The following is a 25,638-nucleotide window of genomic DNA, read 5'->3' as shown; positions in this document are numbered from 1 at the left end:
TCAGCTTATGAAGGGCAACAAAAGAAAATAGAAAGGACCTTTAGTATAAATAATTTTCAACTAAGGGGGGCCGTTAGTTGAACAAGAAAGGACATAACATATTACATGTGACTAATATGTTATGCCCTTATAAATTAGGCCTTGGTAAAAAATAGCCCGCCCATCTTCTAGACAGTCCTACCCTGACTGCCCTTATTTCCGTCCCAATGTATTTATACCTAGTTCTTCAAACTGTGAATGGGCGCCGGTATTCTGCCTCCCCTTTTCACAAAAAGACTGGATGAAGCTTGTTTTACAGGCATCACCGGGGCTTTGCCAAGTAAACCGCCGAACTCGACGCTGTCCCCTACTTTTTTGCCAAGGGCCGGAATTATTCTGACGGCAGTGGTTTTCATATTTATCATCCCAATGGCCACCTCGTCTGCTATAATGGCGGCAATTGTTTCCGCAGGGGTATCGCCCGGCACCGCTATCATATCTAAACCCACTGAACATACACAGGTCATGGCCTCCAGTTTTTCCAGGGTTAATACCCCTTCTTCCACGGCCCTGATCATCCCGGCATCTTCACTTACCGGTATAAAAGCACCGGATAAACCACCCACGTAGCCCGAAGCCATGGCGCCGCCCTTTTTCACCGCATCATTTAAAAGGGCCAAGGCAGCAGTGGTGCCGTGGGTACCGCAGCGTTCCAGTCCCATGGCTTCGAGAACTTCAGCCACACTGTCTCCCACCGCAGGGGTAGGGGCCAGCGAAAGATCCACTATGCCAAAGGGAACATTTAATTTTTTTGCCGCCGTCCGTCCCACCAGTTCACCCATGCGGGTAATTTTAAAGGCGGTTTTCTTAACGGTGTCAGCCAGCACACCAAAATCCTGATCCTTAACCTTTTCCACTGCATTCTTAACCACACCGGGCCCGCTCACCCCAACGTTTATTACACATTCCGGTTCCCCCACCCCGTGGAAAGCCCCGGCCATAAAGGGGTTGTCTTCAGGAACGTTGGCAAATACCACCAGCTTGGCACAGCCCAGTCCATCCCGATCGGCAGTGCGCCGGGCAGTTTCCACCACCACCTGGCCCATCCGATACACCGCATCCATGTTGATGCCGTCTTTAGTGGTGGCCACGTTCACCGATGAACATACCCGGTGGGTGACATCCAATGCTTCCGGGATGGAATCTATCAGTATTCTGTCCCCCTTGGTAAAACCCTTATGTACCAGTGCGGAAAAACCGCCGATAAAGTTTACCCCCACCTGTTCGGCAGCTTCATCAAGGGCCTTGGCAAAGATTACATAGTCATCGGTATCGCTGGCCTCAGCCACCATAGATATGGGAGTTACAGAAATCCGCTTGTTAACTATGGGGATTCCATATTCCTTTTCTATTTCTTCCCCTGTCACCACTAATCGTTCTGCCAACCTGGTTACTTTATCATATATTTTTCCCGTTGCAACTTTAGGGTCCGGGTGGGCACAGTCCCTTAGGCTTATCCCCATGGTGATGGTGCGAATATCCAAGTTTTCTTCCTGTACCATGCGTATAGTTTCTAATATTTCCTTCATCGTCAGCATCCCTTACTGCCCCCTATATCCTATGCATGTATAAAAATACATCTTCATGTTGGGCATCAATGCGAACACCCAATTCTTCACCCTTGGCGATGAGCAGATCTTTTAATTCCGCCATGTCTACTTTACTTTCATTCATATCGGCCACTAATATCATGGCAAATAAATCCTGCATAATGGTTTGACTAATATCTAACACATTTATATTGGACTGCTGTAATATGGTGGTAACTTCGGCAATTATACCCACCCGGTCTTTTCCAATTACCGATATGATAACTCTATTGCCACCTTCACCTTTTTTTAAATGTTTCAACTGCTTACCCCCCTCAAAGGATCATGAGCTTTTTTATAAGTATAAAAAAATCACGCGGGCTAACCCGCGTATTTTATTATTTAACTCTGTTCACCCCGCACCAGCCTTTTACGGCGTCTTTCACCGATTATGTCATACCACAGGGTACCGGCCAAGAACATTGATGAATAAGCCCCGGCAGTAACACCGATGATCAAGGCCAGGGCAAAGCCCTTTAAGGTGGTGCCGCCAAAAATAAACAAGGGCACCAGCACAAACAATACTGTAAGTGAAGTATTAACGGTTCTATTCAAGGTTTGCCACACACTGATGTTAATAACTTGGTCTACTTTCATGCCCCTTTTTAATACCATATTTTCCCTGATTCGATCAAAGATTATAATGGTGGCGTTAATGGTATAACCAACTATGGTTAAGACAGCGGCAACAAAGGCACTGTCAACTTCCAACTGTAACAGTGATATTATACCCACCGTCACCAGCACATCATGTACTATGGTGGCAATGGTTGCAAGGCCCTTGGTAAATTCAAACCGCCAAGCAATATACAACATCATTAACACCGCAGCAATGGCTAAAGCTATCAGTGCATTGCGGGCAATTTCCGCGCCGATGGTGGGGCCAACCTTATCGCTGCGCAATAGGGTCATGCCACCCAATTCTTCATCCAGTGCAGCCAGCAAAGCATTAGTCTCTTGCTCTGTCAACACTTCGGTACGTATTAAAAATACACCGTCGGTACTTTCTTGAATATACCGATCAGTCAGCTCCTGATTTCTTACCACTTCCCGCACCTGGGCTGTGGTCACTGATTGATCCACCCTAATCTCAGTGATATTTCCGCCGGTAAAGTGGATACCCAGGTTTAACCCTTGGAAAAACAAGGATATAAGACCGGGGATGATGAGTATTGCCGATATAATATACCAGTATCTCCGCTTATGAACTATATTGAAAGGATTAAAAGGCACGCTTCTCCCCCCTTATGCCCCAAAATACTTTGTATTTTTAATCAACCGGGTATCCACCGTAAGATGTAGCAACCATCGTGTTAATGTAACAGCGGTAAACATGCTCACTGAGATGCCGATAAACAGCGTAAGCGCAAAGCCCTTGATTACACTGTGTCCAAGGAAATACAGCACTCCCGCCGCCAGCAGTGTGGTGACGTTGGCATCAAGCACAGCCGTAAAACCTCTTTTAAACCCTGAATCCACAGCTGAACGTAAACTTTTACCGTTTTTCAATTCTTCCTTAATGCGCTCAAATATAACAATGTTGGCATCCACCGCTATACCCACCGACAGAATAAATCCGGCAATGCCGGGTAAGGTCAGCACAACATTAAAGGCAGTAAAGAGCCCCAATACAATTAATGAATAGATAAGCAAGGCTATATTGGCAATTAATCCCGGTATGCGGTAATAGGTAATCATAAAGGCAAGAATCAGTGTTACACCGATTATCCCGGCTTTAACAGAGCTGTCCAATGAGTCCTGGCCCAGGGTGGGGCCGACGGTGCGCTTCTCTTCCACTTCCACCTTTACCGGCAAGGCCCCGGAACGCAACAGCACAGCCACATCATGGGCCTCCGGCAAACTGCTGTAACCGGTGATCATAGCCCTACCATTTAAAATTGGCTCATCTACATTGGGATTCTGCACCAATTCTCCATCTAAATATATGGCAATATTTTGGTTAACAAATCTAGTGGTGGCTTGGGCAAATTTAGCTGCACCCTCCGGCGTAAACTCTAAATTTACCTGCACTCTACCGGTTTGGGGGTCTTGACTTTCTTGGGCATCTTTCAAATCGGCACCGGTAAGAATTATCTCCCCGTCAGGGCCAATAAATTCCAGGTAAGCAGTTCTTACCATAGAATCCACCGCCGCCTCGGGGTCTTCAATACCGGCAATTTCCACCACCACCCTGCGTTCACCCTGCTGTTGAACAACAGGTTCCGCTGCGCCAAAGGCGTTTACCCTGCGCTCAATGTTGGCCAACAGGGCATTCATTTTCTCTTGATCTACTTTAATGTCATCGGTATCTTTAGCTTCTAAAACTACGTGTACCCCGCCCTGTAAATCCAGTCCCAGGTTGACATTATCGGTTAAGGGCAACCATGGCACCTTATCTTTGGGAAAAACAGGGGTTACGGCCAGTACAGCAACCATTGCTATCAGTGTTAGCAATACAAATAATTTAATTGTGCTGCCCCATCTCATAATCAAAAGTTCCCCCTTTTACTACAATAAACAAAGAACATTATATACCTGTATACAGGACCCTGTCAATTAATTACACCCTATGCCACTGCCTTTAAATTAGCTTTGAGCCATTAATGACCAGTTCAAAGGAACAGCCCAAATGGGCAGCTGCCCGGCGGCAAAGTATCATTCTGTCTAAGAATATCTCAAAATATTCCATTGGCGAGCTGATGGCAATATCTATGTTTAACTCCATTGTAATGGTGCGTGTTTCCTCGTTAATTGAAATATAGGCCTGTTCAGCGGCATAGTTCACCCGATCGTGAATATCAAAGGTGGCAAAATCGGTGTTGCGCACCCGTGAACGATGCACATCGGACTTATCGGCAATGATTAGGGCTGCAGCCACATGATTTACCGGATGCCCGTATTGTTCTTCGTGATTGGCAATGGCAGAGACCACTGTGGCCACATCATCAGGGGGCATACCCATCTGTAGTAGTATGGGAAAAACTATGTTTGCCCCTGATATGCCATGGTCATTTCTGCTGATAACATTACCCACGTCATGCAAGTAACCGGCTATGGCTGCCAGTTCTGCATCTTCTTTAGAATAACCCAGTTTTTCAATGATTTCCCGGGCGATGCTGGAAACCAAATTAATATGGCGGTAACTATGCTCGGTAAATCCCATTGCGCCTAAAAATTGGTTACCCTTTCTTATGCAAGCATCTATAATGGGATTGGCTTTAACATCCTCCAAGGTTATCAATTTAGTATTGCCCTCCTTCTATATTTCCTTTAAATTATGTGGAAAAAGAGTAGACAAAGTCTACTCTTTTAGTCGTCATCATCCTTTGGTTCATTGGCCTTTCGGCGCACCTGACCAACAGCGGTTTTAAGGAACTCCACCCTTACATTGTCAGCCAGTCTTAATACCACAGTGTCTTCCTTGATTTTTACTACCGTGGCCAAGATACCACCGACGGTGGTTACCTCATCGTTGACTTGCAACTCATTAATCATTTTGTTGTGTTCCTTTTGTCGCTTCTGTTGTGGGCGAATAAATAAAAACCACAGCAGCGCAAATAAACCGACTATATAAAGAACTGATACTATTTCAGGACTCAAAACCAAACCCCCCTTCGATAAGCAGAATAATGAGTTTTTTATTTCCAAAATAACCTATTCTGTTTTATTATATGAATTCCTTCTTTTATATCCATATTTTTCATTATTGCCGATACTTATCAAAAAAATGCTCCCTAAATTCTAATAAATTATCATTTTTTATTGCCTCTCTTAATTTCTCCATCAAGCGCGAAATAAAATACAAGTTATGCCAGGTGGTAAGCCGTATTCCCAGCACCTCCCCTGCCTTTATTAAATGTCGAATATATGCCCTGGTATAGTTTCGGCAAACATAACAATCACAATCCTCTTCAATGGGATTAAAATCCCTGGCAAATTGTGCATTTCTCAAATTTAGCTTGCCATATTGGGTAAATACCGTTCCGGTGCGTGCCGTTCGGGTGGGCAGCACACAGTCAAACATATCCACCCCTCTGATTACCCCTTCTATTAAGCAGTCAGGCGAACCCACCCCCATCAGGTAGCGGGGTTTTTCAGGGGGAATTAAGGGAAGGGTATGTTCTAACATTTCATACATCAAGTGCTTTGGCTCACCCACCGACAGGCCCCCGATGCCATAACCGGGGAAATCCATTTCTATTAATTGCTGGGCACTTTGCGCCCGCAGATCCGGGTAAACAGAGCCCTGAATAATGCCAAAGAGTGCTTGGTCTTCCCTGTTGTGGGCATCCTTACACCGTCTTGCCCAGCGGGTGGTTAACTCCAATGATTTTTTCGCATAACTATAATCACAGGGGTAGGGGGCACACTCATCAAAGGCCATGGCAATATCGGCCCCAAGGGCCATCTCAATCTCCATTACCTTTTCCGGAGTAAAAAGATGCTTTGACCCATCAATGTGTGAGCGAAATTCTACCCCTTCTTCACTGATTTTACGCATCTTGCTAAGACTAAATACTTGAAAACCGCCGCTGTCCGTTAGAATTGGGCCATGCCAATTCATAAATTTATGGAGGCCTCCCGCCTCCTTGATTAGTTCATGGCCGGGTCGCAGGTATAGGTGGTAGGTATTGCTCAGTATTAACCGGCCACCCACCTCTTTTACCTCGTCGGCAGTCATGGTTTTTACGGTGGCCTGTGTGCCGACGGGCATAAAGATTGGGGTTTCCACCTCCCCATGGGGGGTAAACAAGCGCCCTGTTCTGGCTCGGGTACGCCTGTCTTCTTTTTCTACTTTAAAAGTTACCGGTGCTTTCATAGTTCCTCCAAATTATATGATCAGCATTGCATCACCAAAACTAAAAAATCTGTACTTGTGCTGCACTGCCTGGCCATAGGCTTCCAGTACCTTATCCCTGCCCGCCAGTGCAGACACCAACATTAACAGTGTCGATTTTGGTAAGTGAAAGTTAGTTATTAAACAGTCTACGCATTTAAATTTATAGCCGGGATAAATAAAAATATCTGTCCAGCCGCTGCCCGCTTGTACCTCACCCTTGGAATCAGCCACCGTTTCCAGGGTGCGCACACTGGTGGTACCAACTGCTATAATGCGTCCTCCCTGTTTACGGTTTCTGTTTATAATGTCAGCGGCCTGGGGGGTAACCTGGTAATATTCTTCATGCATTTGGTGCCGGCGAACGTCCTCCGTTTGTACCGGGCGAAAGGTTCCCAGGCCCACATGCAATAATATTTTTGCAATTTGTATCCCCTCTTGCTGCAAACCGGCAATTAATTCCGGTGTAAAGTGCAAGCCGGCAGTGGGCGCCGCTGCCGAACCCTCCTGCCGGGCGTAAATTGTTTGGTAACGGTCCTTATCCTTTAACTGTTCCTTTATGTACGGTGGCAGGGGCATAGTGCCAATGGCATCAATTACTTCCAGAAAGTTACCCTTGTAGTTAAATTGCAGCACCTTACCACCGGCAGCGGTATTATCTGTCACCAGAGCATCCATTATTACCCGGCCCTTGTTTTTAAATATAAGTTTTTCACCTATTTTTGCCTTTTTGCCGGGCTTGACCAGCACTTCCCATCGGCTTTCACTTAATTGTTTTAAGAGCAGCACTTCTATTTTTGCCCCGGTCTTCTGACGTTCACCGAAAAGTCTGGCGGGTAGTACCTTGGTCTCATTGACAACCAAGGTATCCCCCTTTTTTAAATATAAAAGAAGATCACTAAAATTTCGGTGCTCAATTAGTCCTGTTTCTCTGTGCAGCACCATCAGCCTGGACTGATCCCTTTTTTCCAGTGGACTTTGGGCAATTAATTCCTCAGGCAAGAAATAATCATAGTGAGAAGTATTATACATATCCAGTCTACATCATACTCCATAATTATAATCTAGTTTTACATCTGTGTAGTAGTATTGCAAAATGTCCTGATAGTTATAACCCTTGTTGGCCATTCCCAAGGCACCGTATTGACTCATTCCTAAACCGTGCCCCCAGCCATTACCTTCAAAGGTCACCGCAGACAGCTTGTTATCACTGTCATATTGTTTGTCCATGGTGAAAAGGCTGCTTTTTAGACCCAATACTGTACGTACCCGGTCGGCATTGGAAATGACAATTTCCTTGGGGTTGCCCTTGGCATCTAAACCCACCAGGCGTAAAGAAGTTACCCTTGATTTACTTTCATCCCGTTTTACTTCTTGAATATCATAGACTGCACTAAACTCACAGTCCCTTGAAGTCAGTTGATTAGCCAGTTGCTGTGCACTGACGGTTACCGACCACTTGTAATGTATGTCATTGTAGTCATAGGGATCTGGCTTTGCTTTAAGATAGGGCACATTTTGCAGCCAAATCTCACCGCAGTTACCAATATAACCGCCGCTGCTGGAATGGAAAACCGACATTATCAAACTATCACGGTGGGTTAAAACCTGACCCTGAGTTTGCTGCACCGCCCGGGTGGTTGACGGATGTTCGTAATCGTATCCGTGGTAAACCTGACTTTGCTGGGTGGCCAGCAAATCAAAGCCGTATGAAATATATTGGCCTCTGGAATATAGGGCATAGGTACGGGCCACCACTGCCTGGGCTTTCAATGCCTCTTCCGGCCAAGTGGCAGGCATCTCGCTGGGCACCACACTGTATAAGTATTCTTCAAAGGGTACATCGTTAATGGCGGTAATGCCGGCATCGCCCATCCTAAAATCAAAATCCCCGCGGTATCGTTTAGATGAACCGCCATGGTACAGTGTAACCAAGTGCAGTTCATCATTGGCCACCAGTTTGCCGGTCCCCTGGGCAGATAGGACGGCATAGGCGGATAAATTGTCGGAAAGTGATGTGACTGCGCCGGTGGCATCAACTGCACTTAAACTGTGGGCACCGGTTCTTTTAACCAGCGCACCGGAGCCCGAGGTAATGCTAATTTCTTCGGTTACCCGCTGCAACACTATGGGTCCTTTAAAGGAGCCTAACTGCATACCCCCGGCCCTTAAACTAATGGAATTCCCTCGGTCTGCCGGCTCCACCACATAGGCTTGACCCGGCTCCGCCATGGCTATCACCTGTCCGTTGTATCCATTCTTTAGCATGTATTTACCCTGCACAGAAAAATGAACCTCCGGCACATCCCGCAACAGGCCGATGCGTATGGTAGTAGGAGTTACAGCAACCCCACCTTCAGCAGTACTCAGGTTATTGAGACAAAGCATGGGTGTACACAAGACCACTGCCAATATGGTCAAATATGCCAGTGTTTTTTTAAACATTTGCTGCTCCCCCTGTTATTTAAACCAATTTTGACATAAATACTATATTTCGACAGATGTTGCCAACTCCCTGCCGTGGGGAGCGAAAAGATGAAATTTCTAGGGGCGGCCCCTGGGGGCTGCCCCTAAAAGTCATCTTCTAAAAAATAAATTGGCCAAAATTGTTAACAGTAAGCTAATCACTATCATGGTGCCTATGGGAAAGTAAACGGTAAGGTTTCCTTTTTGCATATGAATATCTCCGGGCAGTTTGCCGAAATTAAAAATTTTACCGAAACCCATCATTAGTCCACCTATCACTAACAGCAGCACTCCCATAAGCAGCACCATTTTTCCCAGGGACTGAATGGGTTCCATCTTATTTCTCTCCTTTCTTCATATAGCGCTCTTTCTCGCTGTAGATACAGCCGCAGTACTGCTGCCTGTAGTGGCCGGTCTCCTTCGCCTTCATATAAGCGTCTTTAAAGCCCGGGCGAAAGTCAGCATAGTAAAAGGGTACGCCATATTTTTCCCCCACCTCTTCACCAATTTCCTTTATCAGATTATGTTTTTGGAAGGGACTGACAAGAAGCGTAGTGGTAAAGGCATCGAACTTTCCCTTGCGGGCCAGCTGCGCCGTCCTGTTTAACCTCATCCAGTAGCAGTACCTACACCGGGTTGTCTCCCGGTGCACCACCCTTTGTAAAAAGCCCTCCAGGTCGTAGTCATCTTCAATAATGGCTTTTAGGTGATTATGGTCAGCAAACCACCTAAAGTTTTCCTTGCGCTTTTGCCATTCGGTGTAGGGGTGAATGTTTGGATTATAAAAATGTGCCATAACGGTGAATTCTTCAGTTAACAAATGCTCCAAAGGGTAAATTGTACATGGGCCGCAGCAACTGTGCAGTAGTATCTTAGGCATAAACATCCCTTCTTCAATAATTAAGATTGATAATTAGCACCAAGGGCCATCCTTTGCTGCACCATTAGCTTGGGCGGGCTATTCCCAGATGGCGATATGCCAAATCAGTTGCAATTCTACCCCTGGGGCTCCTTGATATTAAGCCCTGCTGCAGCAGATATGGCTCCAGCACATCTTCTATGGTACCTGCCTCGTCACCGGTGGAGGCTGCAAGGGTATCTAAACCCACCGGGCCGCCGCCGAATTTTACAATTATAGTTTCTAATAACCTGCGATCAGAACTGTCCAAACCCAATGAGTCCACCTCAAAAAAACCTAAGGCCCTGTCAGCAACTTTCTCTGTTATTACTCCGTCTGCCTTAACCTGGGCATAGTCCCTCACCCGCTTCAACAGCCTGTTTGCTATGCGCGGTGTCCCCCGGGATCTTTTGGCAATTTCCTCCACGCCCCCTTCCCCCAAGGGCACACCTAATATACGGGCCGAGCGGCATAGGATAGCCGCCAATTCACTGGGCTTATAAAACTCCAGCCTGCTGAGCACACCAAACCTGTCCCTAAGGGGGGAGGTCAACAAACCTGCCCGGGTGGTGGCCCCAACCAAGGTAAATTTAGGCAGGTCAATCCTTATCGAGCGTGCCGCCGGGCCCTTGCCAATTACAATATCCAGGGCAAAATCTTCCATGGCAGGGTACAAAACTTCTTCCACCGAACGACTTAAGCGATGTATTTCGTCTATAAACAGCACATCCCCGTGATTTAAGTTGGTAAGAATGGCTGCCAAATCCCCGGGGCGCTCAATGGCCGGCCCGGAGGTGATGCGAAGGTCAACCCCCATTTCATTGGCAATAATCCCCGCCAAGGTGGTTTTGCCAAGGCCTGGCGGACCGAATAACAAGACATGATCCAGTATTTCTCCCCGTCCTTGGGCAGCCTTAATAAACAGCTCTATTGTTTCTTTCACCTTTTGCTGCCCTATATATTCCCCCAAAAAACGGGGCCTTAAACTGTTTTCCAATTCATTGTCATGCTCAGTTACAGTGGCAGTAACCATGCGCTGATCCCTTTCAATCATCTTTTATCACCGCTATTTGTCATTAAGTATTTAAGTGCCAGTTTTACTAAACCGGCAGTATCCTCCGGCGCAGGCTGATATTCTGCCGCCCACAGCACCGCCTCTTGTGCCTCGGATTGTTTATAACCCAATGCCAACAAGGCAAATTCTGCATCAACCCTCAAAGAACCAAGGGAATTTCCCGGTGACTGGCTATTTTGTTCCACCGGTTTAATATCAGCAAGCTTATCTTTTAATTCCAAAATTAGCCGCTGTGCCGTTTTCTTGCCAACGCCGGGCACCTTAATAATTGCCTTTATATCCTCACGGTCAATAATACTTTTAAACTCCCCCGGCCGGTATACGGACAGCACCGATAAGGCCCCCTTAGGGCCCACACCGGTAACATTCAGTAGGGCTAAAAATGTAGAGAGCTCATCCTCCGTACTAAAGCCATAGAGCTGCATGTTATTTTCACGTACAACTAAATGAGTGTACAAAAAAACCTCTTCACCTATCTTTGGCATCAGCGCAGAGGTACTGTTAGGCACCAGCAGTCTATAACCGACACCGTTTACATCCAGCACCACCGAACCAATTGTTTCAGCAGCCAATTTGCCGCGCAGAAAAGCTATCATAGGGAAACCCTCCCCATGGCACCGGTAAAATGGGCGTGACAAATGGCCACTGCCAGAGCATCTGCTGCATCATCGGGCTTAGGCACCGCCGGCAATTTAAGTATTTCCTTCACCATATACTGTACCTGATGTTTTTGGGCACGCCCATGACCTACCACAGCCTGTTTCACCTGCAAGGGCGTATATTCAAATACATCCAACCCAACCTTGGCTCCCGCAAGTAAAGCCACACCCCTGGCGTGGCCCACCGCCAATGCGGTACGGGTATTTTTGTTAAAGAAAAGCTCTTCAACCGCATACTGCTGGGGCTTAAATTCATTAATCAGTGCAGTTAAATCGCTGTACAAGGTGCTTAACCGTTTATATAGAGGTAATGTTGATTGGGTCCTAATCACTCCACAATCAACCAGTTTAAATCTGTTGCGAGAATAATAAACCAGTCCATAACCTGTAATGGCTGTTCCAGGATCAACCCCCATTATAATCATTCACTTACCTCCAACTAATTAACTAAAGAACAATTGTTCACATGTATATTATACCATTAGCCCCAAAATGTGACTACCCCATCCTAGTGAAGCTCATCCAAGTTCTCTAAAACAGCATTTAACTTCTTTTCGTTTTCAAATTCCAGTTCTTTTTTTAGCAGTTCCTTAGTTTGCAAAGGTAAGTCAGTGAAATTCTTGGCCTGCTCCAGCTGTTCCCGCATAGCCGGCGGTAAATCTTTGACGGGGCGCTGCAGCACCTGCAGCATAACAGCATCCACCCCTAAAGGCCCTTGAAACACAGCCAGCTTTTCTTGGTAAACTCCCAGGTGCCGGTATTGCTGATGCCTTGCGCACAATTCACCTATCATTCTGCCCAGCACCAGCTCATTGGGCGAATCAAAAGTTACTTGCCAGCCGTCTTCCGGTGAAAAAATTTGCTGTAAATCTTCATAAGTCATGCCCTTTAACCCGGTAACAGCGGCTTCTTCCCCCAAGTCTTCTTCATCATTACAAGTATAAATATTTTTGATGCGCAGCACCGTATCATCACTGACAACCAAATCTGCCCCGTTTGCAGACACATTCATTGCAAGACCTTGGTTTATTGGGCTAAATAATTTTACAGTGACCAAATAGGCAAAGCCCAACAAAAAAACCACCGCTAACAAACTTACCGTTAGGTATATTAATCGGCGCCCATTCATCCATACCCACCTCATCAATATTGCTCTTCTAGCTAGATATTTTTTCCATAAGCGCCCCTATTAATACATAAAAACGGCTGCCCACTAACAAATCACTGCACCCCTGCATACATTAGTAAAAAAATATAAGGTGAAAAGTATGTTAAAACTTATTCTTAAATTCCCCTTTCTGGCAATACTGGCTTGGCAAATAATAAAGAAATAAAAAAATACCTCCAAGTAGATAATCTAATTTTAATCCTTAGACTGTCTACTTGGAAGTATCTTACCGGTGATCGTTCACCTACTTATGCATCTTCCAGCTCAAAGTTTGCATATACATCTTCAACGTCATCCAATTCTTCTAAAAGCTCCATTAGCTTAATCATTTTTTCGGCATCTTCACCTTCTAGTTTTACCGTTGTTTGGGGCACCATAGTAATATCTGCCTCGGCAATATCTATATTTTGCTGCTCCAACTGTTCTAAGACTGTGGCAAAGTCATCCGGCGCCGTAAAAATCTCATACACATCTTCTTCAGACTTTACATCCTCGGCACCGGCTTCCAGGGCTGTGAGCAGCAATTCATCTTCGTTGACGCCACTTTCTTTCTCAATAACTAACAAACCTTTACGTTCAAAAATCCAAGAAACACAGCCGCTCTCACCCAGGTTACCGCCGTGCTTTGAAAAAAGGTGACGTATTTCACCGGCTGTCCGATTGCGATTATCGGTCAATATATTCATCATTACGGCCACACCGCCGGGGCCATAACCCTCATAGATTATCTCTTCCATGCCGGAACTACTCAATTGTCCTGTACCCTTTAATATTGCCCTTTGAATATTATCATTGGGTATATTGGCCTCTTTAGCCTTTTCTATGGCAGCCTTTAAACGTATATTTCCCGCAGGGTCTCCACCCCCCAGTTTTGCAGCCAACATTATCTCTTTGGACAGCCTTGTGAAAATTTTACCCCTTTGAGCATCTACCTTTGCCTTTTTTCTTTTTATATTAGACCACTTTGAATGGCCAGCCATAAAATTCACCTCTTGCTTGTGAAAATTAATTCTTTCCTTATATAATGTCCCTATATTATGTCTCTTAAGTTATATATCCCCCAGCGGCATGTATGCTATAAAATAAATTGGGGACAGTGTAAGCTGCCCCCTGCAAAAAATCATATATTTAAAACTTTGGCGGTTTTGGGGGTAAGCGACGCTTGTGTTCGCTCTTGCGATTAAGTTCATCCACGATTTTTTTAACACGGGGTTCTGCTTGTCCTGTTTTAAGATAGTCATCCAGTTCCCTATAGGTAATACCCATTTCTTTTTCATCATCTTGCCCGCTCCATAGACCGGCAGACGGTGGTTTATTAATTATTGGTTCAGGCACACCTAATATTTTAGCTAATTCAAAAACATCTTCTTTAACCAAATTGGCCAAGGGAAGTAAATCACAACCGCCGTCGCCATATTTAGTAAAGTAACCCACTGTAAGTTCCGTTTTATTACTGGTGCCCACCACCAGTCCATGATATTTTGCAGCATAGAAGTAAAGTGTTGTCATCCGCAATCTAGGTTTAATGTTAGCAAAAGTTAAATTGGTTATATTGTCTTCATAACACTCATCGGTAATTTTAGACAGCAAGACATCAAAAACCTCATCGAGCACCACCGTTTTAACATTGATGCCTAAGGCGTCCTCTAGCAGTTGGGCATCTTTGGCATCCTGTGGATTACTATAACAAGGCATAATTATTCCGTAAGTATCATTTGGCCTCACCCTTTTACACAGCGCAGCTACCACGGCAGAGTCAATACCACCACTCAATCCCACTATAAAACTTTTAGCACCTGACTCCTCCAGCTCGGTCTCTAGCCATTTTGTGAGTTTATCCGCCACATCCTTAATTAACAAGAACAAACCCCTCCACATGTAAAGTCAGATTTACAACATCAATATTATCACAACATATAGTTCAAGTGCAAACAAAATAATTACAGTTAGAAAACAAAAAAGGGGCCTGGCATTTTTCCCTTTAAGATTGTGACCCGCCAGACATGCGCTTGTTAGCATTAAATAATTGCACTAATGCACAGCAAAAAACGGAAATTCTATCATATCAGATAAATTACACAAAAAAAAGGGGTTGCTTAAAAAGAAAGATAGCAGTACAATAATACTAATCACAGAAATGTTTGAATATTTTTATTTTACAAAAATTTGACAAATATACTACCATGTTATGGCATTATTTACTTGTAGCTGCCTAGTAATTTTTTACTAACCCTAAGCATAGGTTTAAAATATCTTCACAAATGGTCACACAATACCCTTCTTTACGATAACTAGTTAACTACTGGAGGGGTTGACATAATGAAAACAGAAAGGTGGTGTTAGTTAAGAGAAGTTTATCCACTGTAAATATTTATTACTAGGGTGATAACACAATATCACAAATAGCTCCAAGGAAGCATGAAAGGAGGATCCGACTACATGGGCGCAGAATGCAACTGCAACTGCCAGTCCGAAATGGACAAAAAAGTAGATGCTCTAATTACAGAGAACCGCGGTAACCCTAACAACCTAATAGTGGTTATGGCCGGAATTCAAGAAGCTTTGGGATACCTACCACAAGATGTGATGATTAGGGTTGCTGAAGAATTGAATGTACCACTTACCGATGTGTACGGTGTAGCTACCTTCTACGCTGCTTTTACCCTGCGGCCAAGGGGCAGACATAGCATAAACCTATGTCTGGGAACCGCCTGCTATGTTAAAGGTGCCCCTGAAGTACAAGCAGCCATTGAAAAAGAATTGAATATTAAAGCCGGTGATACCACCGAAGACCGCCGCTTTACCTTTGATGTTGTTCGTTGCTTAGGTGCATGTGGTATTGCTCCGGTTATGACAATAAATGGCGAAGTACATCCTCGGGTGACCCCCGATAAAGTTGCCGATGTACTGGCTAAGTATGAATAATACCTCCGGGGAGGTGAATATATAAAATGACATTTCAAGAATTAGAAAATATTAGAAAAAGTGCTAAAGAGGCTCTAGCCGTACGCCTCGGCGGAGCTCCCACCGATGAATATAAATATCACGTATTGGTATGTGGCGGGACAGGCTGCCACTCAACAGGTTGCCAAGCAGTGGCAGAAGAATTAGAAAAAGCAATTGCCGACAGTGGTCTTAAAAATTCGGTTAAGTTATTGCAAACGGGCTGCATGGGGGCATGCCAACTGGGCCCCGTAGTGATGGTGTACCCAGGTGCCTACCATTACTGCAGTGTGCAACCCGGCGACATCGCTGATATTGTAAACGATCACCTTAAAAACGATAAGATTGTTGAACGCCTGTGTTACCGCAATGCTGCCGGTGAGTTACAGGCTACTCTACCGGAAATGGACTTCTTCAAAAAACAACACAAAATTAGTTTGCGCAACTGCGGTCTGATCGATCCGGTTTCCTTTGAAGAATATCTGGCCGTTGACGGTTTTGCAGCCCTGGCCAAGGTCCTAAACGAAATGACACCTCAACAGGTTATTGATGAAATTAAAAACTCCGGTCTGCGCGGACGTGGCGGAGCCGGTTTCCCCACAGGACTAAAATGGCAGTTTATGGCCGACCAAGAGGCAGATCAAAAGTATGTCATTTGTAACGGTGACGAAGGTGACCCGGGTGCATTTATGGACAATGCCGTATTAACCGGCGACCCTTACTCTGTAATTGAAGCCATGGCCATTTGCGGTTATGCAACCGGTGCCAGCAAAGGCTATGCTTATATTCGCTTAGAATATCCACTGGCAATTAAAAACTTTAAGAAAGCTTTAGAAGTCAGCTATGAAAAGGGTATGCTGGGTAAGAACATCATGGGCACCGACTTTAGTTTTGACATCGAAATTCGCGAAGGTGCAGGTGCCTTTGTATGTGGTGAAGAAACTGCCCTAATGGCATCCACCGAAGGCAAGCGCGGTGAACCGAGACCCCGTCCTCCCTTCCCAGCGGTGTCAGGCTTATTTGGAAAGCCCTCAACCATTAATAACGTGGAAACCTGGGCCAACATTTGCCCAATCATTTTAAAAGGCGCTGAATGGTACGCCGGAATAGGCGTAGGTAAGTCTAAGGGCACTAAGGTATTTGCCCTGGCCGGTAAAGTGGTCAACAGCGGCCTGGTAGAAGTGCCAATGGGCATAACCCTGAGAGAAGTTGTTGAGGAAATAGGCGGCGGCATAGCCGACGGCAAACAATTTAAGGCTGCCCAAACCGGAGGTCCCTCCGGCGGCTGTATACCCGCAGACCACCTGGATGCTTCCTTAGATTATGAAACTCTGGCTTCTCTAGGTTCAATTGTAGGTTCCGGCGGTTTAATTGTAGTGGATGAAAGTACCTGCATGGTAGACTTGGCAAAGTTCTACCTTGGATTCACCCAAGAGGAATCCTGCGGTAAGTGTACACCCTGCCGCTTAGGCACTAAGCGGATGTTAGAAATTATTGAGCGCATCACTAAAGGTCTAGGCCGTGAGGGTGATATTGAGTTATTAGAAGAGCTGGCTTACAACATTAAACAATCTGCCCTGTGCGGATTGGGACAAACAGCTCCCAACCCTGTGTTAAGCACTTTGAAGTACTACCGGCATGAGTATGAGGCTCACATTAAGGACAAAACTTGCCCGGTAGGCGTATGTAAAATCAGAGGCGCTAAGAGAGCCACCTCGTAGGATAGGAGGGAAACTAGGCATGGCAACAGTAACCTTGACGATTGATAACCAGAAGGTGGAAGTGGAACAGGGTACCACTATCTTGGAAGCGGCCAAGTTAATTGGCATTGAAATTCCCACCCTCTGCTACATGAAAGACATAAACGCCATCGGTGCCTGCCGCATCTGCGTGGTGGAAGTGCAGGGTGCCCGCGCCCTGCAAGCTGCCTGCGTGTGCCCGGTGGCTGAGGGAATGGTAGTTAAAACCAATTCAGAGCTGGTGCGTAAATCCCGTAAGTTAACCCTTGAGTTAATACTGTCAGATCACCCCGCAGAGTGCCTGACATGTCTAAGAAACACAAATTGTGAACTGCAAGATTTAGCCGAGGCTTTTGGAATAAAAGAAGTTCGCTTTACCCGTGGTGCTGCCAAAAGTGCCACCATTGACGATATTGACGATTCCGCCCCATCCATTGTTCGCGACCCGCGCAAGTGCGTTCTATGCCGCCGTTGCGTAGCTGTGTGCGAAAAGATTCAAGGCGTAAAAGCCATTGGGCCTGTTAATCGTGGTTTTGAAACCACCATTGCACCTCCCTTTGGCAAACAGTTAATTGACGTTAACTGCGCCATGTGCGGACAATGTACACTGGTATGCCCCACCGGCGCCATTGTTGAAAAAGACGATACCGCCAAGGTATGGGCAGCATTGGCAGATGAAAACAAGCACGTGGTGGTGCAAACCGCCCCTGCAGTACGGGTCGCCATAGCAGAGGAATTTGGTATGGAACCCGGTACCATTAGCACAGGCAAAATGGTAGCTGCATTAAGAAGGCTAGGTTTTGATAAAGTCTTTGATACCGACTTCAGTGCCGACCTTACAATTATGGAAGAAGGTACAGAATTAATTGACCGGGTAACTAACGGGGGCGTATTACCCATGATTACCTCATGCAGCCCCGGTTGGATCAAGTATATTGAACACTATTACCCGGACCTACTGCCTCATCTGTCCACCTGTAAGTCTCCGCAGCAAATGCTTGGTGCTTTAATTAAGGCTTATTACCCGCAAAAGGCCGGTATAGCTGCAGAGAATATTTACAGTGTATCTATAATGCCGTGTACTGCTAAGAAGTTTGAGTGCCAGCGGGATGAAATGTACGACAGCGGCTACCAGGATGTGGACGTTGTTCTCACCACCCGTGAGCTGGCCCGGATGTGCCGTAACGCCGGCATCAACTGGGATACCCTACCGGAAGAAGACTACGATGATCCGCTGGGACTCTCCACCGGCGCAGCCGTTATCTTCGGTGCCACCGGCGGTGTGATGGAAGCTGCCCTGCGTACGGCATATGAGTTAATCACTAATGAAACCCTGGAAGACATTAACTTCACAGCTGTTCGCGGTATGGAAGGCATAAAGGAAGCCACCGTTAAGGTTGGTGACCTGGATGTAAAAGTTGCGGTGGCCCATACCTTGGGTAATGCACGCAAGCTATTGGATCTTATCCGCCAAGGCAAGGCAGATTACCACTTCATAGAAGTTATGTGCTGCCCCGGCGGATGTATTGGTGGCGGCGGTCAACCGATACCCACCAACTTAGAAGTAAGGCTGGCCCGTATTGCGGGAATTTACAAAGCGGACGAAGAACTGCCCCTGCGTAAATCCCACGAAAACCCGGCAATTAAGGCCATATATGAGGACTATCTTGAAAAGCCACTGGGCGAGCTTTCACACAAATTGCTGCATACCCACTATGTGCCCCGTGGAGTATATCGCAAGCCCGAAGGTCTGCCTGAAGGCGATAGCGACCACTAATAGAAATGACCAAAAGGCCCGCTCGCTATCGAGCGGGTTTTTTGGTTACATAGTGTCAGTTATTTGAACAGTGACCAATGAAGGAATTTTTTAAATAATGTCGAAAAATACTCCTATGCCTTGCCAGTGCTTTACTCAATCCATCACAATCGGGAGGTGGTAACTAAAAAAATCAGTCTAAATTTACAAGCTATTATTTACTATTATCGAGGAGGTTAAAAACGTGGCACAACGCGAACAATGGGGTACCAGGGCAGGCTTTGTTTTAGCTGCCGTAGGTTCCGCCGTGGGCCTGGGAAATATTTGGCGCTTCCCATACGTAGCCTATGAAAACGGCGGCGGTGCATTCTTTATTTCTTATTTATTTGCTCTATTAACAGCAGGTATTCCAATTTTAATTCTTGAATTTGGCTTAGGCCATAAATTCCGTGGTTCTGCACCTCTAACCTTTGCCAAAATTAACCGCAAATGGGAATGGCTTGGTTGGTGGCAGGTACTGGTTTGTTTCTTTATTGCAGTTTATTACGTAATTATTGTTGCATGGGCAATTTCTTATGTAGCCTTTTCTGTATCAGGAGCATGGGGAAGTGACCCAGGCGGGTTCTTCTTTGGCTCTTATCTCGGTTTAACCGACAGTCCCTTTGATCTGGGTGGACTAAAAACCGGTATTCTTATTCCGCTGATAATTGCCTGGGGTATCACATTTGCCGCCCTTTACGGCGGTGTTAAAGGCGGTATTGAAAAAATTAACCGGATACTGATGCCTACACTGTTTGTCTTGATTATTCTGATTACCGTTCGCGGCATCACCCTGCCCGGAGCACTGGACGGCTTAAACTATCTCTTCCAGCCTGATTTCAGCAAGCTATTGGATTTCCGAATTTGGACTGCGGCATACGGTCAAGTGTTCTTTTCTTTAAGTATCTGTTTTGCTATCATGATTGCTTATTCAAGCTACCTACCTAAGAAGTCTGACTGTGTAAACAACGGCTTTATAACCGGTTTCTTAGACAGCAGCTTTAGCTTACTGGCAGGTATTGCAGTATTCGGTATTCTGGGCCACATGGCATATGCCCAGGGCGTAGGTCTTGAAGAAGTTGTGGCTTCCGGTGTCGGTCTGGCCTTTGTAACAATTCCGACAGCCATCAGCACCTTGGGATCCTTTGCACCTATATTTGGCATATTGTTTTTCTTATCCCTTACCTTTGCCGGCATATCTTCGTTAATTTCCATTAACGAGGCCGCCATATCCTCCTTTATGGATAAATTTAATATGGCCCGGAAAAAGGCAGTGGTAATTTATGTTGCTGTTGCCGCCACCTGCAGTCTAATATTTGCAACCGGAGCAGGCCTGTATATACTGGACATTTTAGACTACTTCGTCAACAACTTCGGTATCGTGTTTGCGGGTCTAATTCAGGTTATTTTGGTGGGCTGGTTCTTTAACCTAAAAACTATCCAAGAGCACGTCAATCAAGTTTCCGACTTCGCTGTGGGTTCCTGGTGGATCATCTGCATTAAGTTTGTCACCCCGGCGGTACTTGGTTACATGGCGATACGGAACTTGGTCGGAACTGTCAGCGACGGTTACGACAGTTATCCGCTAAATGCACTGATTTCTTTCGGTTGGCTGGCCTTTGGTATAGTTATTATTGGCGGCTTCCTCCTAGCTTCATTAAAGTGGAAAGACGAAAGGTCTTTATTTAAGGGGGTAGATAAATAATGACTACCAGCGCAGTTGTAATGATGGTTTTTGCTATGATACTAATGTGGGGCGGAGCGGCCATATGTATTGGTATCGCAACTAAGAACCGCGACAAATAAACAATAAAGAAATCCTGGGCATAATGCCCAGGATTTCTTTATTGGCTCCCCAGCAAGGCCTCTCCCCCTATGCCGCCTATTATGCCACCGGGGATGCTAACCCAGGTTTCGGGCACATCTCCCACTATAATGCTTTCGGTAAGGGGTACAACAGTATGTACAGTGATATCTTTTTCATAAAGGGGGATTACAATTTTTACATCTGTATTTAAGTCCAGCTTAATTTGATGTCTTGTTTGGTTGATTCCCTCGGCGCTAAAGGAGTCTGAAACCAGCACCTTAACGCTGCCCACCGGCAGCACACTGACATTAATTCGTGGACCATAGTTAGCTAAAAAGTGACTGCCCAGGGCTTGACCCAATGAAATTTTTAACTCATTCAATTCGATTTGTCTCAGAGCTTTGACAACTTCAATGGTAAGATCGGTGGAAATTTGATTAATTGTTACAGTGTTGGCTTGCATCATTACTATCTTACCATTGGCATCCTTGTGCACAGTGACCAAGTCTTGATATCTGACCTTCTCCTCCGCCACCTTTTGCTGCACCGCCACACTCACCGCTTCACTGACAATCAACTTAGCCTGTGCTTCGGCAATGCCTAAAATGGTGGGGCGTAAATTTCTATCAACTATCAAGTATATAAATAGAATTGATACAAACATTAAAAACAGAAAAAAGGCTGTGCTTGAGATGTGACGCCTTTTTTTAAACATGCACTCCCCCCCCATATATATTATGAGGCGGGAGTGCCTTATTTGTTATTATTGGGGTAATATTTTTGCAAATTTTCGTTTTCCTACATTAATAATCATTTCCTTATCAACATTAAAGCGCAGGTTGGCATCTGTAACCGTTTCCCCGTCAATTCTTACTGCCCGCTGTTTTACAAGCCTTCTGGCTTCACTTGTGCTGGCAACCATGTTGGCGGCCAACAAAAGCTTAGGTAAAACCACCTGCCCCTCCTCCATCATTTCATCGGTAATTTTAAACTCGGGTATATCATCAGGCAGGTTTCGCTGCTGAAATACCTTTACAAATGCCTCCTCAGCCCTACGGGCAGCCTCTGCTCCGTGGTAGATAGTAACGATCTCTCTACCCAATCGCATTTTAATATCCCTGGGATGGGCACTGCCCTCTTTTAGGGACGCCTCTATTTGACGTACTTCCTCCAGGGGTACCCGGGTTACCAATTCAAAATAGCGGACCATCAAGTCATCCGGAATAGACATTGTCTTGCCGTACATTTCGTTGGCCGGTTCATCAATACCGATATAATTACCCAGGCTTTTGCTCATTTTGTTAACACCGTCCAGCCCTTCTAATATCGGCATTGTTATGGCTATTTGCGGTTGTTGGCCATATTCTTTTTGCAAATGACGACCCATCAATAGGTTGAATTTTTGGTCGGTGCCGCCAAGTTCTATATCAGCTTCCAGCGCCACTGAATCATACCCCTGCATTAGGGGGTAGAAAAACTCGTGTATACTGATTGGCAGGTTTGCTGTAAATCGTTTTTGAAAATCATCCCGTTCAAGCATTCGGGCCACGGTATACTTAGCCGAAAGGGTGAGCACCTCTTTAAAGGTCAAGGGCGCCAGCCACTGGCTGTTAAACACCACCCTGGTCTTTTCCTTATCCAGCACCTTAAATATTTGTTTCTCATAGGTTTGAGCATTAAATAACACTTCTTCTTCGGTGAGTTGTTTTCTTGTTTCTGATTTACCGCTGGGGTCGCCAATGCGCCCGGTGTAATCACCTAATATAATAATTACGCTGTGTCCTAAATCCTGAAATTGGCGAAGCTTTTGCAGCACCACCGTGTGACCCAGGTGAATATCCGGGGCAGTGGGGTCAAGCCCCAGCTTTACCTTTAAGGGTTTATTGTTTTTAATCGATTCCTTTAATTTCTCAACCAATTCTTCTTCCGGTATAATTTCAGCGACACCGCGCCGGATTACTTCCAGTTGTTTTTCTAAATCCTGCTCTATAAAGGACACTTTACATAACTCCTTTCAAAATTAGGCATTGGCGCAAATAAAGCCGACCTTATGACTAAACGGCTGATAAGTATGCTGCTTTAGTGAATTTAACAGTTGCCGCAAGCATCAAACCTTATGTATTATATCAAAATTAAACAAGCTCTGACAAGGTTGGTAAATTTTATCTACAATACTTTTACCTCTATATGTTATAATCGAGGTAAAAAGTCCGAAGGAGGACTTGGTCTTGACAAAGAAAACTCGTCGTCGCAGAAAACTAAATGTATTACGTTTTGCTCTGGTAACTGTAATTTTTTTTGCCATGGTTATCGGTGCCGCAGGGCTGGCCTTTGTTTACTCAAGTGTTGCCGACATGCCGGCATTTAGTCCCAGTGACATTAACTTTGCTGCATCCACAGAAATCTATGACAAAGATGACAACCTGGTGGCCCGAGTGGGCATTGAAAATCGCACGCCTGTGGACATAAAAGATGTTCCGGAAATGGTAAAGAACGCCTTTATTGCAATAGAAGATACTCGTTTCTATAGCCACAGGGGTGTAGATATTTACCGAATCTTTGGTGCAGCCTGGGCTGATTTAAAAACCGGCAGCCTAGATCAAGGAGCCAGTACCATTACCCAACAGTTAGCCCGTCAGTCATCGGTGACAAACATTGGCACAGAAAAGAAGTTTAGACGAAAAGTGCAAGAAATGTTTTTAGCCATCCAAATAGAGCGTCATCTAACCAAGGATGAGATACTGCAGGAATATCTAAACGGCATTTATTTTGGTGAAGGGGCCCATGGTATTCAAGCCGCCTCTATCGTTTATTTCAACAAAAACGTAGACCAGCTAACTTTAGAGGAAGCTGCCCTATTGGCAGGTTTGCCCCAGGCGCCCAGTGCCTATAACCCCTACCACAATGAAGAGGTGGCTAAAAACAGGCGCAACATTGTACTGGATCAAATGGCCAAACACGGGTACATAACCGAACAGGAGGCCCAAGAAGCTAAAAATACAGAGATAACACTTAGCAGCGGCAAGTTAAATACTGCCACAGCCTATCCTTATCCTTACTTTGTAGACCATGTAACTGAACTATTGATAGCCACCCATGGTGAAAATGAAGTGTTTAGAAAGGGTTTAAGGGTATATACCACCTTAGATCCAAAAATACAGTCGGCAGCTGAAGAAGCACTGGCAAACGAAAATCGGTTTCCTAACTCCAGTCGGGATGAGCAAGGCAACCTACTGCCCTATGCTGCCGCTGTGGTATTAGACGTCAAAAACGGCCATGTAAAGGCACTGGTTGGCGGCCGTGAGCATTTAGCCAGCCGTGGTTGGAACAGGGCCACCGATGAAAAGCGACAGCCCGGTTCCACCTTTAAGCCCATAGCCGCATATGGGCCTGCCATCGAGTACATTGGCAAAGGCCCGGCATCAATTTATGACGATATACCCACCACCTTCGGTGGAAGTTATACTCCCCGAAATTATGGTGGCAGTTACCGCGGCTTGATAACGATGCGACAAGCCATTACTGTATCAGCTAACCTTGCTGCAGTAAAAGCATTACAAGAAGCGGGTATAGGCAATGCTACAAAGTTTGTGTCGGCACTTGGCTTAGCTGATGAAAACAACCAATTAGAAGGCCTTTCTGCAGCCCTGGGCGGTATAAGGCACGGTGTTACTCCTTTGCAACTGGCGGCAGCCTACGGGGCCTTTGCCAATGACGGTATATATTCCGAGCCCGTGGTAATAAGAAGGGTAGAAAGACTGGACGGCACGGTATTAGAAGAAAATACCGCTCAACAGCACCGGGCTATGAAATCCACCACAGCATTTTTAATTACCGATATGCTTCGCTCTGCAGTGGTGGGCCCCGGAGCCACCGGTGGGGCAGCCAGCTTACCCCAAAGGGATGTGGCCGGTAAGACAGGCACCACCGACGACAGCACCGACGTGTGGTTTGCCGGTTACACCACAGATTTTGTGGCTGTCACCTGGATAGGCAGCAAATCCCAAAGGCAGTCACTGCCCAGCGGTTACTCCAGTGGCACCACAGCAAGCCTATGGCGGGATATTATGATCAAAGCCCACGAAGGCTTGCCGGAACGGCGATTTTCCGGCCCTCCTCCGGGTATTGTCAGGGCCACGGTGGACAATAAATCCGGACTGCTGCCAGGGCCGCACACACCGGATGAACATATGACAACAGACTATTTTGTTCAAGGCACGGTACCCACGGAAACAGACAGCAGCCATGTGCTAATGGAGGTTTGTGCCGATAACGGTCTACTTCCTAATGAGTATTGCCCTAACAGAATAACTAAGGTGCTAATTAAACTGCCCTACACCGTAGACAGTAGGGTGCAAGACTATCACCTGCGGGCCCCCACTGAAATGTGTGATTTACACAATGAGAGCAACAGTGGCGGTTGGCTGCCGGATTTCCCGGACTTTGATGATCCCTGGGCTCCGCCCAAAAATGATGACGAACTGCAAGACGGTCATAGGGACCGGGACTCCGATGAAGAAGATGACTGATGATTAGGGTAAGATCTTTAACGGGTAGCTTATTAGCTACCCGTTAAGTTTTTCTTCTCTCAGCAAGCGCATAAATTGGCACCTTGTCGCTTCT

At 45.8% G+C, this 25,638-nt stretch carries 25 protein-coding genes; 6 read left to right on the top strand and 19 right to left on the bottom strand.

All coding sequences use genetic code 11. The features are described from left to right. Positions 1-218: 218 nt before the first annotated feature. From BR02_RS0108435 to nadE, 17 genes are all read right to left on the bottom strand, one after another. On the bottom strand, positions 219-1,577 hold the full coding sequence (locus BR02_RS0108435; RefSeq protein WP_031516116.1) for a PFL family protein: 1,359 nt from the start codon (positions 1,575-1,577) through the stop codon (positions 219-221). A gap of 13 nt (positions 1,578-1,590) precedes the next feature. After that, a complete protein-coding gene (locus BR02_RS0108430) occupies positions 1,591-1,890 on the bottom strand; it encodes an ACT domain-containing protein (RefSeq protein WP_031516113.1) in 300 nt (99 codons plus the stop codon). 80 nt (positions 1,891-1,970) lie between these two features. Continuing rightward, positions 1,971-2,861 (bottom strand): protein translocase subunit SecF, encoded by an 891-nt coding sequence (gene secF, locus BR02_RS0108425; protein WP_031516111.1) that lies wholly within the window; start codon positions 2,859-2,861, stop codon positions 1,971-1,973. Between the two features lie 12 nt (positions 2,862-2,873). Continuing rightward, positions 2,874-4,115, bottom strand: a complete 1,242-nt coding sequence (secD, locus tag BR02_RS0108420; RefSeq protein ID WP_031516109.1) for a protein translocase subunit SecD — start codon at positions 4,113-4,115, stop codon at positions 2,874-2,876. A gap of 94 nt (positions 4,116-4,209) precedes the next feature. After that, positions 4,210-4,869 carry an HD domain-containing protein gene (locus tag BR02_RS0108415; protein WP_031516107.1) on the bottom strand — a complete coding sequence of 220 codons (660 nt, stop codon included), beginning with the start codon at positions 4,867-4,869 and terminating at the stop codon, positions 4,210-4,212. A 68-nt stretch (positions 4,870-4,937) separates the two neighbouring features. Further along, entirely contained in the window at positions 4,938-5,228 is a 291-nt protein-coding gene (gene yajC / locus BR02_RS0108410) for a preprotein translocase subunit YajC (RefSeq protein WP_084170991.1), read from the bottom strand. A 103-nt stretch (positions 5,229-5,331) separates the two neighbouring features. Next, positions 5,332-6,447: a tRNA guanosine(34) transglycosylase Tgt gene (gene tgt, locus BR02_RS0108405; protein WP_031516103.1), complete on the bottom strand. Its 1,116-nt coding sequence runs from the start codon at positions 6,445-6,447 to the stop codon at positions 5,332-5,334. A 12-nt stretch (positions 6,448-6,459) separates the two neighbouring features. Next, the gene (queA, locus tag BR02_RS0108400; protein ID WP_031516102.1) at positions 6,460-7,497 is read right to left on the bottom strand and encodes a tRNA preQ1(34) S-adenosylmethionine ribosyltransferase-isomerase QueA; all 1,038 of its coding nucleotides are present in this window, start codon (positions 7,495-7,497) and stop codon (positions 6,460-6,462) included. A 12-nt stretch (positions 7,498-7,509) separates the two neighbouring features. Further along, on the bottom strand, positions 7,510-8,910 hold the full coding sequence (locus tag BR02_RS14810) for a SpoIID/LytB domain-containing protein (protein WP_051688224.1): 1,401 nt from the start codon (positions 8,908-8,910) through the stop codon (positions 7,510-7,512). Between the two features lie 132 nt (positions 8,911-9,042). Continuing rightward, positions 9,043-9,267 (bottom strand): DUF2905 domain-containing protein, encoded by a 225-nt coding sequence (locus tag BR02_RS0108390; RefSeq protein WP_031516098.1) that lies wholly within the window; start codon positions 9,265-9,267, stop codon positions 9,043-9,045. Position 9,268: 1 nt separating this feature from the next. Further along, positions 9,269-9,811 carry an epoxyqueuosine reductase QueH gene (locus BR02_RS0108385; protein WP_031516096.1) on the bottom strand — a complete coding sequence of 181 codons (543 nt, stop codon included), beginning with the start codon at positions 9,809-9,811 and terminating at the stop codon, positions 9,269-9,271. 64 nt (positions 9,812-9,875) lie between these two features. Then, positions 9,876-10,883 (bottom strand): Holliday junction branch migration DNA helicase RuvB, encoded by a 1,008-nt coding sequence (gene ruvB, locus BR02_RS0108380; RefSeq protein WP_031516094.1) that lies wholly within the window; start codon positions 10,881-10,883, stop codon positions 9,876-9,878. Further along, positions 10,880-11,500, bottom strand: coding sequence for a Holliday junction branch migration protein RuvA (gene ruvA / locus BR02_RS0108375; RefSeq protein ID WP_031516092.1), 621 nt, complete (start codon positions 11,498-11,500; stop codon positions 10,880-10,882). Before ruvA ends, ruvB begins: the two co-directional genes overlap by 4 nt. Beyond that, on the bottom strand, positions 11,497-11,988 hold the full coding sequence (ruvC, locus tag BR02_RS0108370; RefSeq protein ID WP_031516090.1) for a crossover junction endodeoxyribonuclease RuvC: 492 nt from the start codon (positions 11,986-11,988) through the stop codon (positions 11,497-11,499). Before ruvC ends, ruvA begins: the two co-directional genes overlap by 4 nt. Positions 11,989-12,071: 83 nt before the next feature. Then, entirely contained in the window at positions 12,072-12,692 is a 621-nt protein-coding gene (locus tag BR02_RS0108365) for a hypothetical protein (RefSeq protein ID WP_031516088.1), read from the bottom strand. A gap of 287 nt (positions 12,693-12,979) precedes the next feature. Continuing rightward, positions 12,980-13,711, bottom strand: coding sequence for a YebC/PmpR family DNA-binding transcriptional regulator (locus BR02_RS0108360; protein ID WP_031516086.1), 732 nt, complete (start codon positions 13,709-13,711; stop codon positions 12,980-12,982). Positions 13,712-13,859: 148 nt separating this feature from the next. Next, positions 13,860-14,591 (bottom strand): NAD(+) synthase, encoded by a 732-nt coding sequence (gene nadE, locus BR02_RS0108355; RefSeq protein ID WP_238442434.1) that lies wholly within the window; start codon positions 14,589-14,591, stop codon positions 13,860-13,862. A gap of 579 nt (positions 14,592-15,170) precedes the next feature. On the opposite strand from nadE, the gene nuoE reads away from it, so the two are divergent. The 5 genes from nuoE (at position 15,171) to BR02_RS15290 (ending at position 21,014) form a co-directional block, all read left to right on the top strand. Next, positions 15,171-15,656: an NADH-quinone oxidoreductase subunit NuoE gene (nuoE, locus tag BR02_RS0108350; protein WP_031516081.1), complete on the top strand. Its 486-nt coding sequence runs from the start codon at positions 15,171-15,173 to the stop codon at positions 15,654-15,656. A gap of 26 nt (positions 15,657-15,682) precedes the next feature. Continuing rightward, the gene (locus BR02_RS0108345) at positions 15,683-17,395 is read left to right on the top strand and encodes a NuoF family protein (protein ID WP_031516079.1); all 1,713 of its coding nucleotides are present in this window, start codon (positions 15,683-15,685) and stop codon (positions 17,393-17,395) included. A 19-nt stretch (positions 17,396-17,414) separates the two neighbouring features. Then, on the top strand, positions 17,415-19,190 hold the full coding sequence (locus tag BR02_RS0108340) for an NADH-dependent [FeFe] hydrogenase, group A6 (protein WP_031516077.1): 1,776 nt from the start codon (positions 17,415-17,417) through the stop codon (positions 19,188-19,190). Between the two features lie 223 nt (positions 19,191-19,413). Next, positions 19,414-20,913, top strand: a complete 1,500-nt coding sequence (locus tag BR02_RS0108335; protein WP_031516076.1) for a sodium-dependent transporter — start codon at positions 19,414-19,416, stop codon at positions 20,911-20,913. Next, on the top strand, positions 20,913-21,014 hold the full coding sequence (locus BR02_RS15290; RefSeq protein WP_114638835.1) for a MetS family NSS transporter small subunit: 102 nt from the start codon (positions 20,913-20,915) through the stop codon (positions 21,012-21,014). The genes BR02_RS0108335 and BR02_RS15290 overlap by 1 nt, the downstream gene beginning before the upstream one ends. Before the next feature lie 38 nt (positions 21,015-21,052). On the opposite strand, the gene yunB is transcribed toward BR02_RS15290, so the two are convergent. Together yunB and tyrS are read right to left on the bottom strand one after the other, a co-directional pair. After that, a complete protein-coding gene (gene yunB / locus BR02_RS0108325) occupies positions 21,053-21,730 on the bottom strand; it encodes a sporulation protein YunB (RefSeq protein WP_031516075.1) in 678 nt (225 codons plus the stop codon). A gap of 48 nt (positions 21,731-21,778) precedes the next feature. Then, positions 21,779-23,014 (bottom strand): tyrosine--tRNA ligase, encoded by a 1,236-nt coding sequence (gene tyrS, locus BR02_RS0108320; RefSeq protein WP_420795388.1) that lies wholly within the window; start codon positions 23,012-23,014, stop codon positions 21,779-21,781. Positions 23,015-23,243: 229 nt separating this feature from the next. Here tyrS and BR02_RS0108315 point away from each other — a divergent pair, with 229 nt between their 5' ends. Continuing rightward, the gene (locus tag BR02_RS0108315) at positions 23,244-25,544 is read left to right on the top strand and encodes a transglycosylase domain-containing protein (RefSeq protein ID WP_114638833.1); all 2,301 of its coding nucleotides are present in this window, start codon (positions 23,244-23,246) and stop codon (positions 25,542-25,544) included. Positions 25,545-25,638 lie beyond the last annotated feature (94 nt).

This window comes from Desulfofalx alkaliphila DSM 12257, assembly GCF_000711975.1.
Classification (GTDB): domain Bacteria; phylum Bacillota; class Desulfotomaculia; order Desulfotomaculales; family Desulfohalotomaculaceae; genus Desulfofalx; species Desulfofalx alkaliphila.
This window is presented reverse-complemented; position numbering and strand designations above follow the sequence as displayed.

What these genes read in the sequence shown, in the direction of transcription:
- BR02_RS0108390 (WP_031516098.1), bottom strand. Translation starts at nt 9,267, where the DNA reads ATGGAACCCATTCAGTCCCTGGGAAAAATGGTGCTGCTTATGGGAGTG.
- yunB (WP_031516075.1), bottom strand. Translation starts at nt 21,730, where the DNA reads ATGTTTAAAAAAAGGCGTCACATCTCAAGCACAGCCTTTTTTCTGTTT.
- BR02_RS0108385 (WP_031516096.1), bottom strand. Translation starts at nt 9,811, where the DNA reads ATGCCTAAGATACTACTGCACAGTTGCTGCGGCCCATGTACAATTTAC.
- BR02_RS0108345 (WP_031516079.1), top strand. Translation starts at nt 15,683, where the DNA reads ATGACATTTCAAGAATTAGAAAATATTAGAAAAAGTGCTAAAGAGGCT.
- ruvC (WP_031516090.1), bottom strand. Translation starts at nt 11,988, where the DNA reads ATGATTATAATGGGGGTTGATCCTGGAACAGCCATTACAGGTTATGGA.
- ruvA (WP_031516092.1), bottom strand. Translation starts at nt 11,500, where the DNA reads ATGATAGCTTTTCTGCGCGGCAAATTGGCTGCTGAAACAATTGGTTCG.
- BR02_RS0108360 (WP_031516086.1), bottom strand. Translation starts at nt 13,711, where the DNA reads ATGGCTGGCCATTCAAAGTGGTCTAATATAAAAAGAAAAAAGGCAAAG.
- tgt (WP_031516103.1), bottom strand. Translation starts at nt 6,447, where the DNA reads ATGAAAGCACCGGTAACTTTTAAAGTAGAAAAAGAAGACAGGCGTACC.
- BR02_RS15290 (WP_114638835.1), top strand. Translation starts at nt 20,913, where the DNA reads ATGACTACCAGCGCAGTTGTAATGATGGTTTTTGCTATGATACTAATG.
- BR02_RS14810 (WP_051688224.1), bottom strand. Translation starts at nt 8,910, where the DNA reads ATGTTTAAAAAAACACTGGCATATTTGACCATATTGGCAGTGGTCTTG.
- ruvB (WP_031516094.1), bottom strand. Translation starts at nt 10,883, where the DNA reads ATGATTGAAAGGGATCAGCGCATGGTTACTGCCACTGTAACTGAGCAT.
- queA (WP_031516102.1), bottom strand. Translation starts at nt 7,497, where the DNA reads ATGTATAATACTTCTCACTATGATTATTTCTTGCCTGAGGAATTAATT.
- nuoE (WP_031516081.1), top strand. Translation starts at nt 15,171, where the DNA reads ATGGGCGCAGAATGCAACTGCAACTGCCAGTCCGAAATGGACAAAAAA.
- secD (WP_031516109.1), bottom strand. Translation starts at nt 4,115, where the DNA reads ATGAGATGGGGCAGCACAATTAAATTATTTGTATTGCTAACACTGATA.
- BR02_RS0108340 (WP_031516077.1), top strand. Translation starts at nt 17,415, where the DNA reads ATGGCAACAGTAACCTTGACGATTGATAACCAGAAGGTGGAAGTGGAA.
- BR02_RS0108435 (WP_031516116.1), bottom strand. Translation starts at nt 1,577, where the DNA reads ATGCTGACGATGAAGGAAATATTAGAAACTATACGCATGGTACAGGAA.
- BR02_RS0108365 (WP_031516088.1), bottom strand. Translation starts at nt 12,692, where the DNA reads ATGAATGGGCGCCGATTAATATACCTAACGGTAAGTTTGTTAGCGGTG.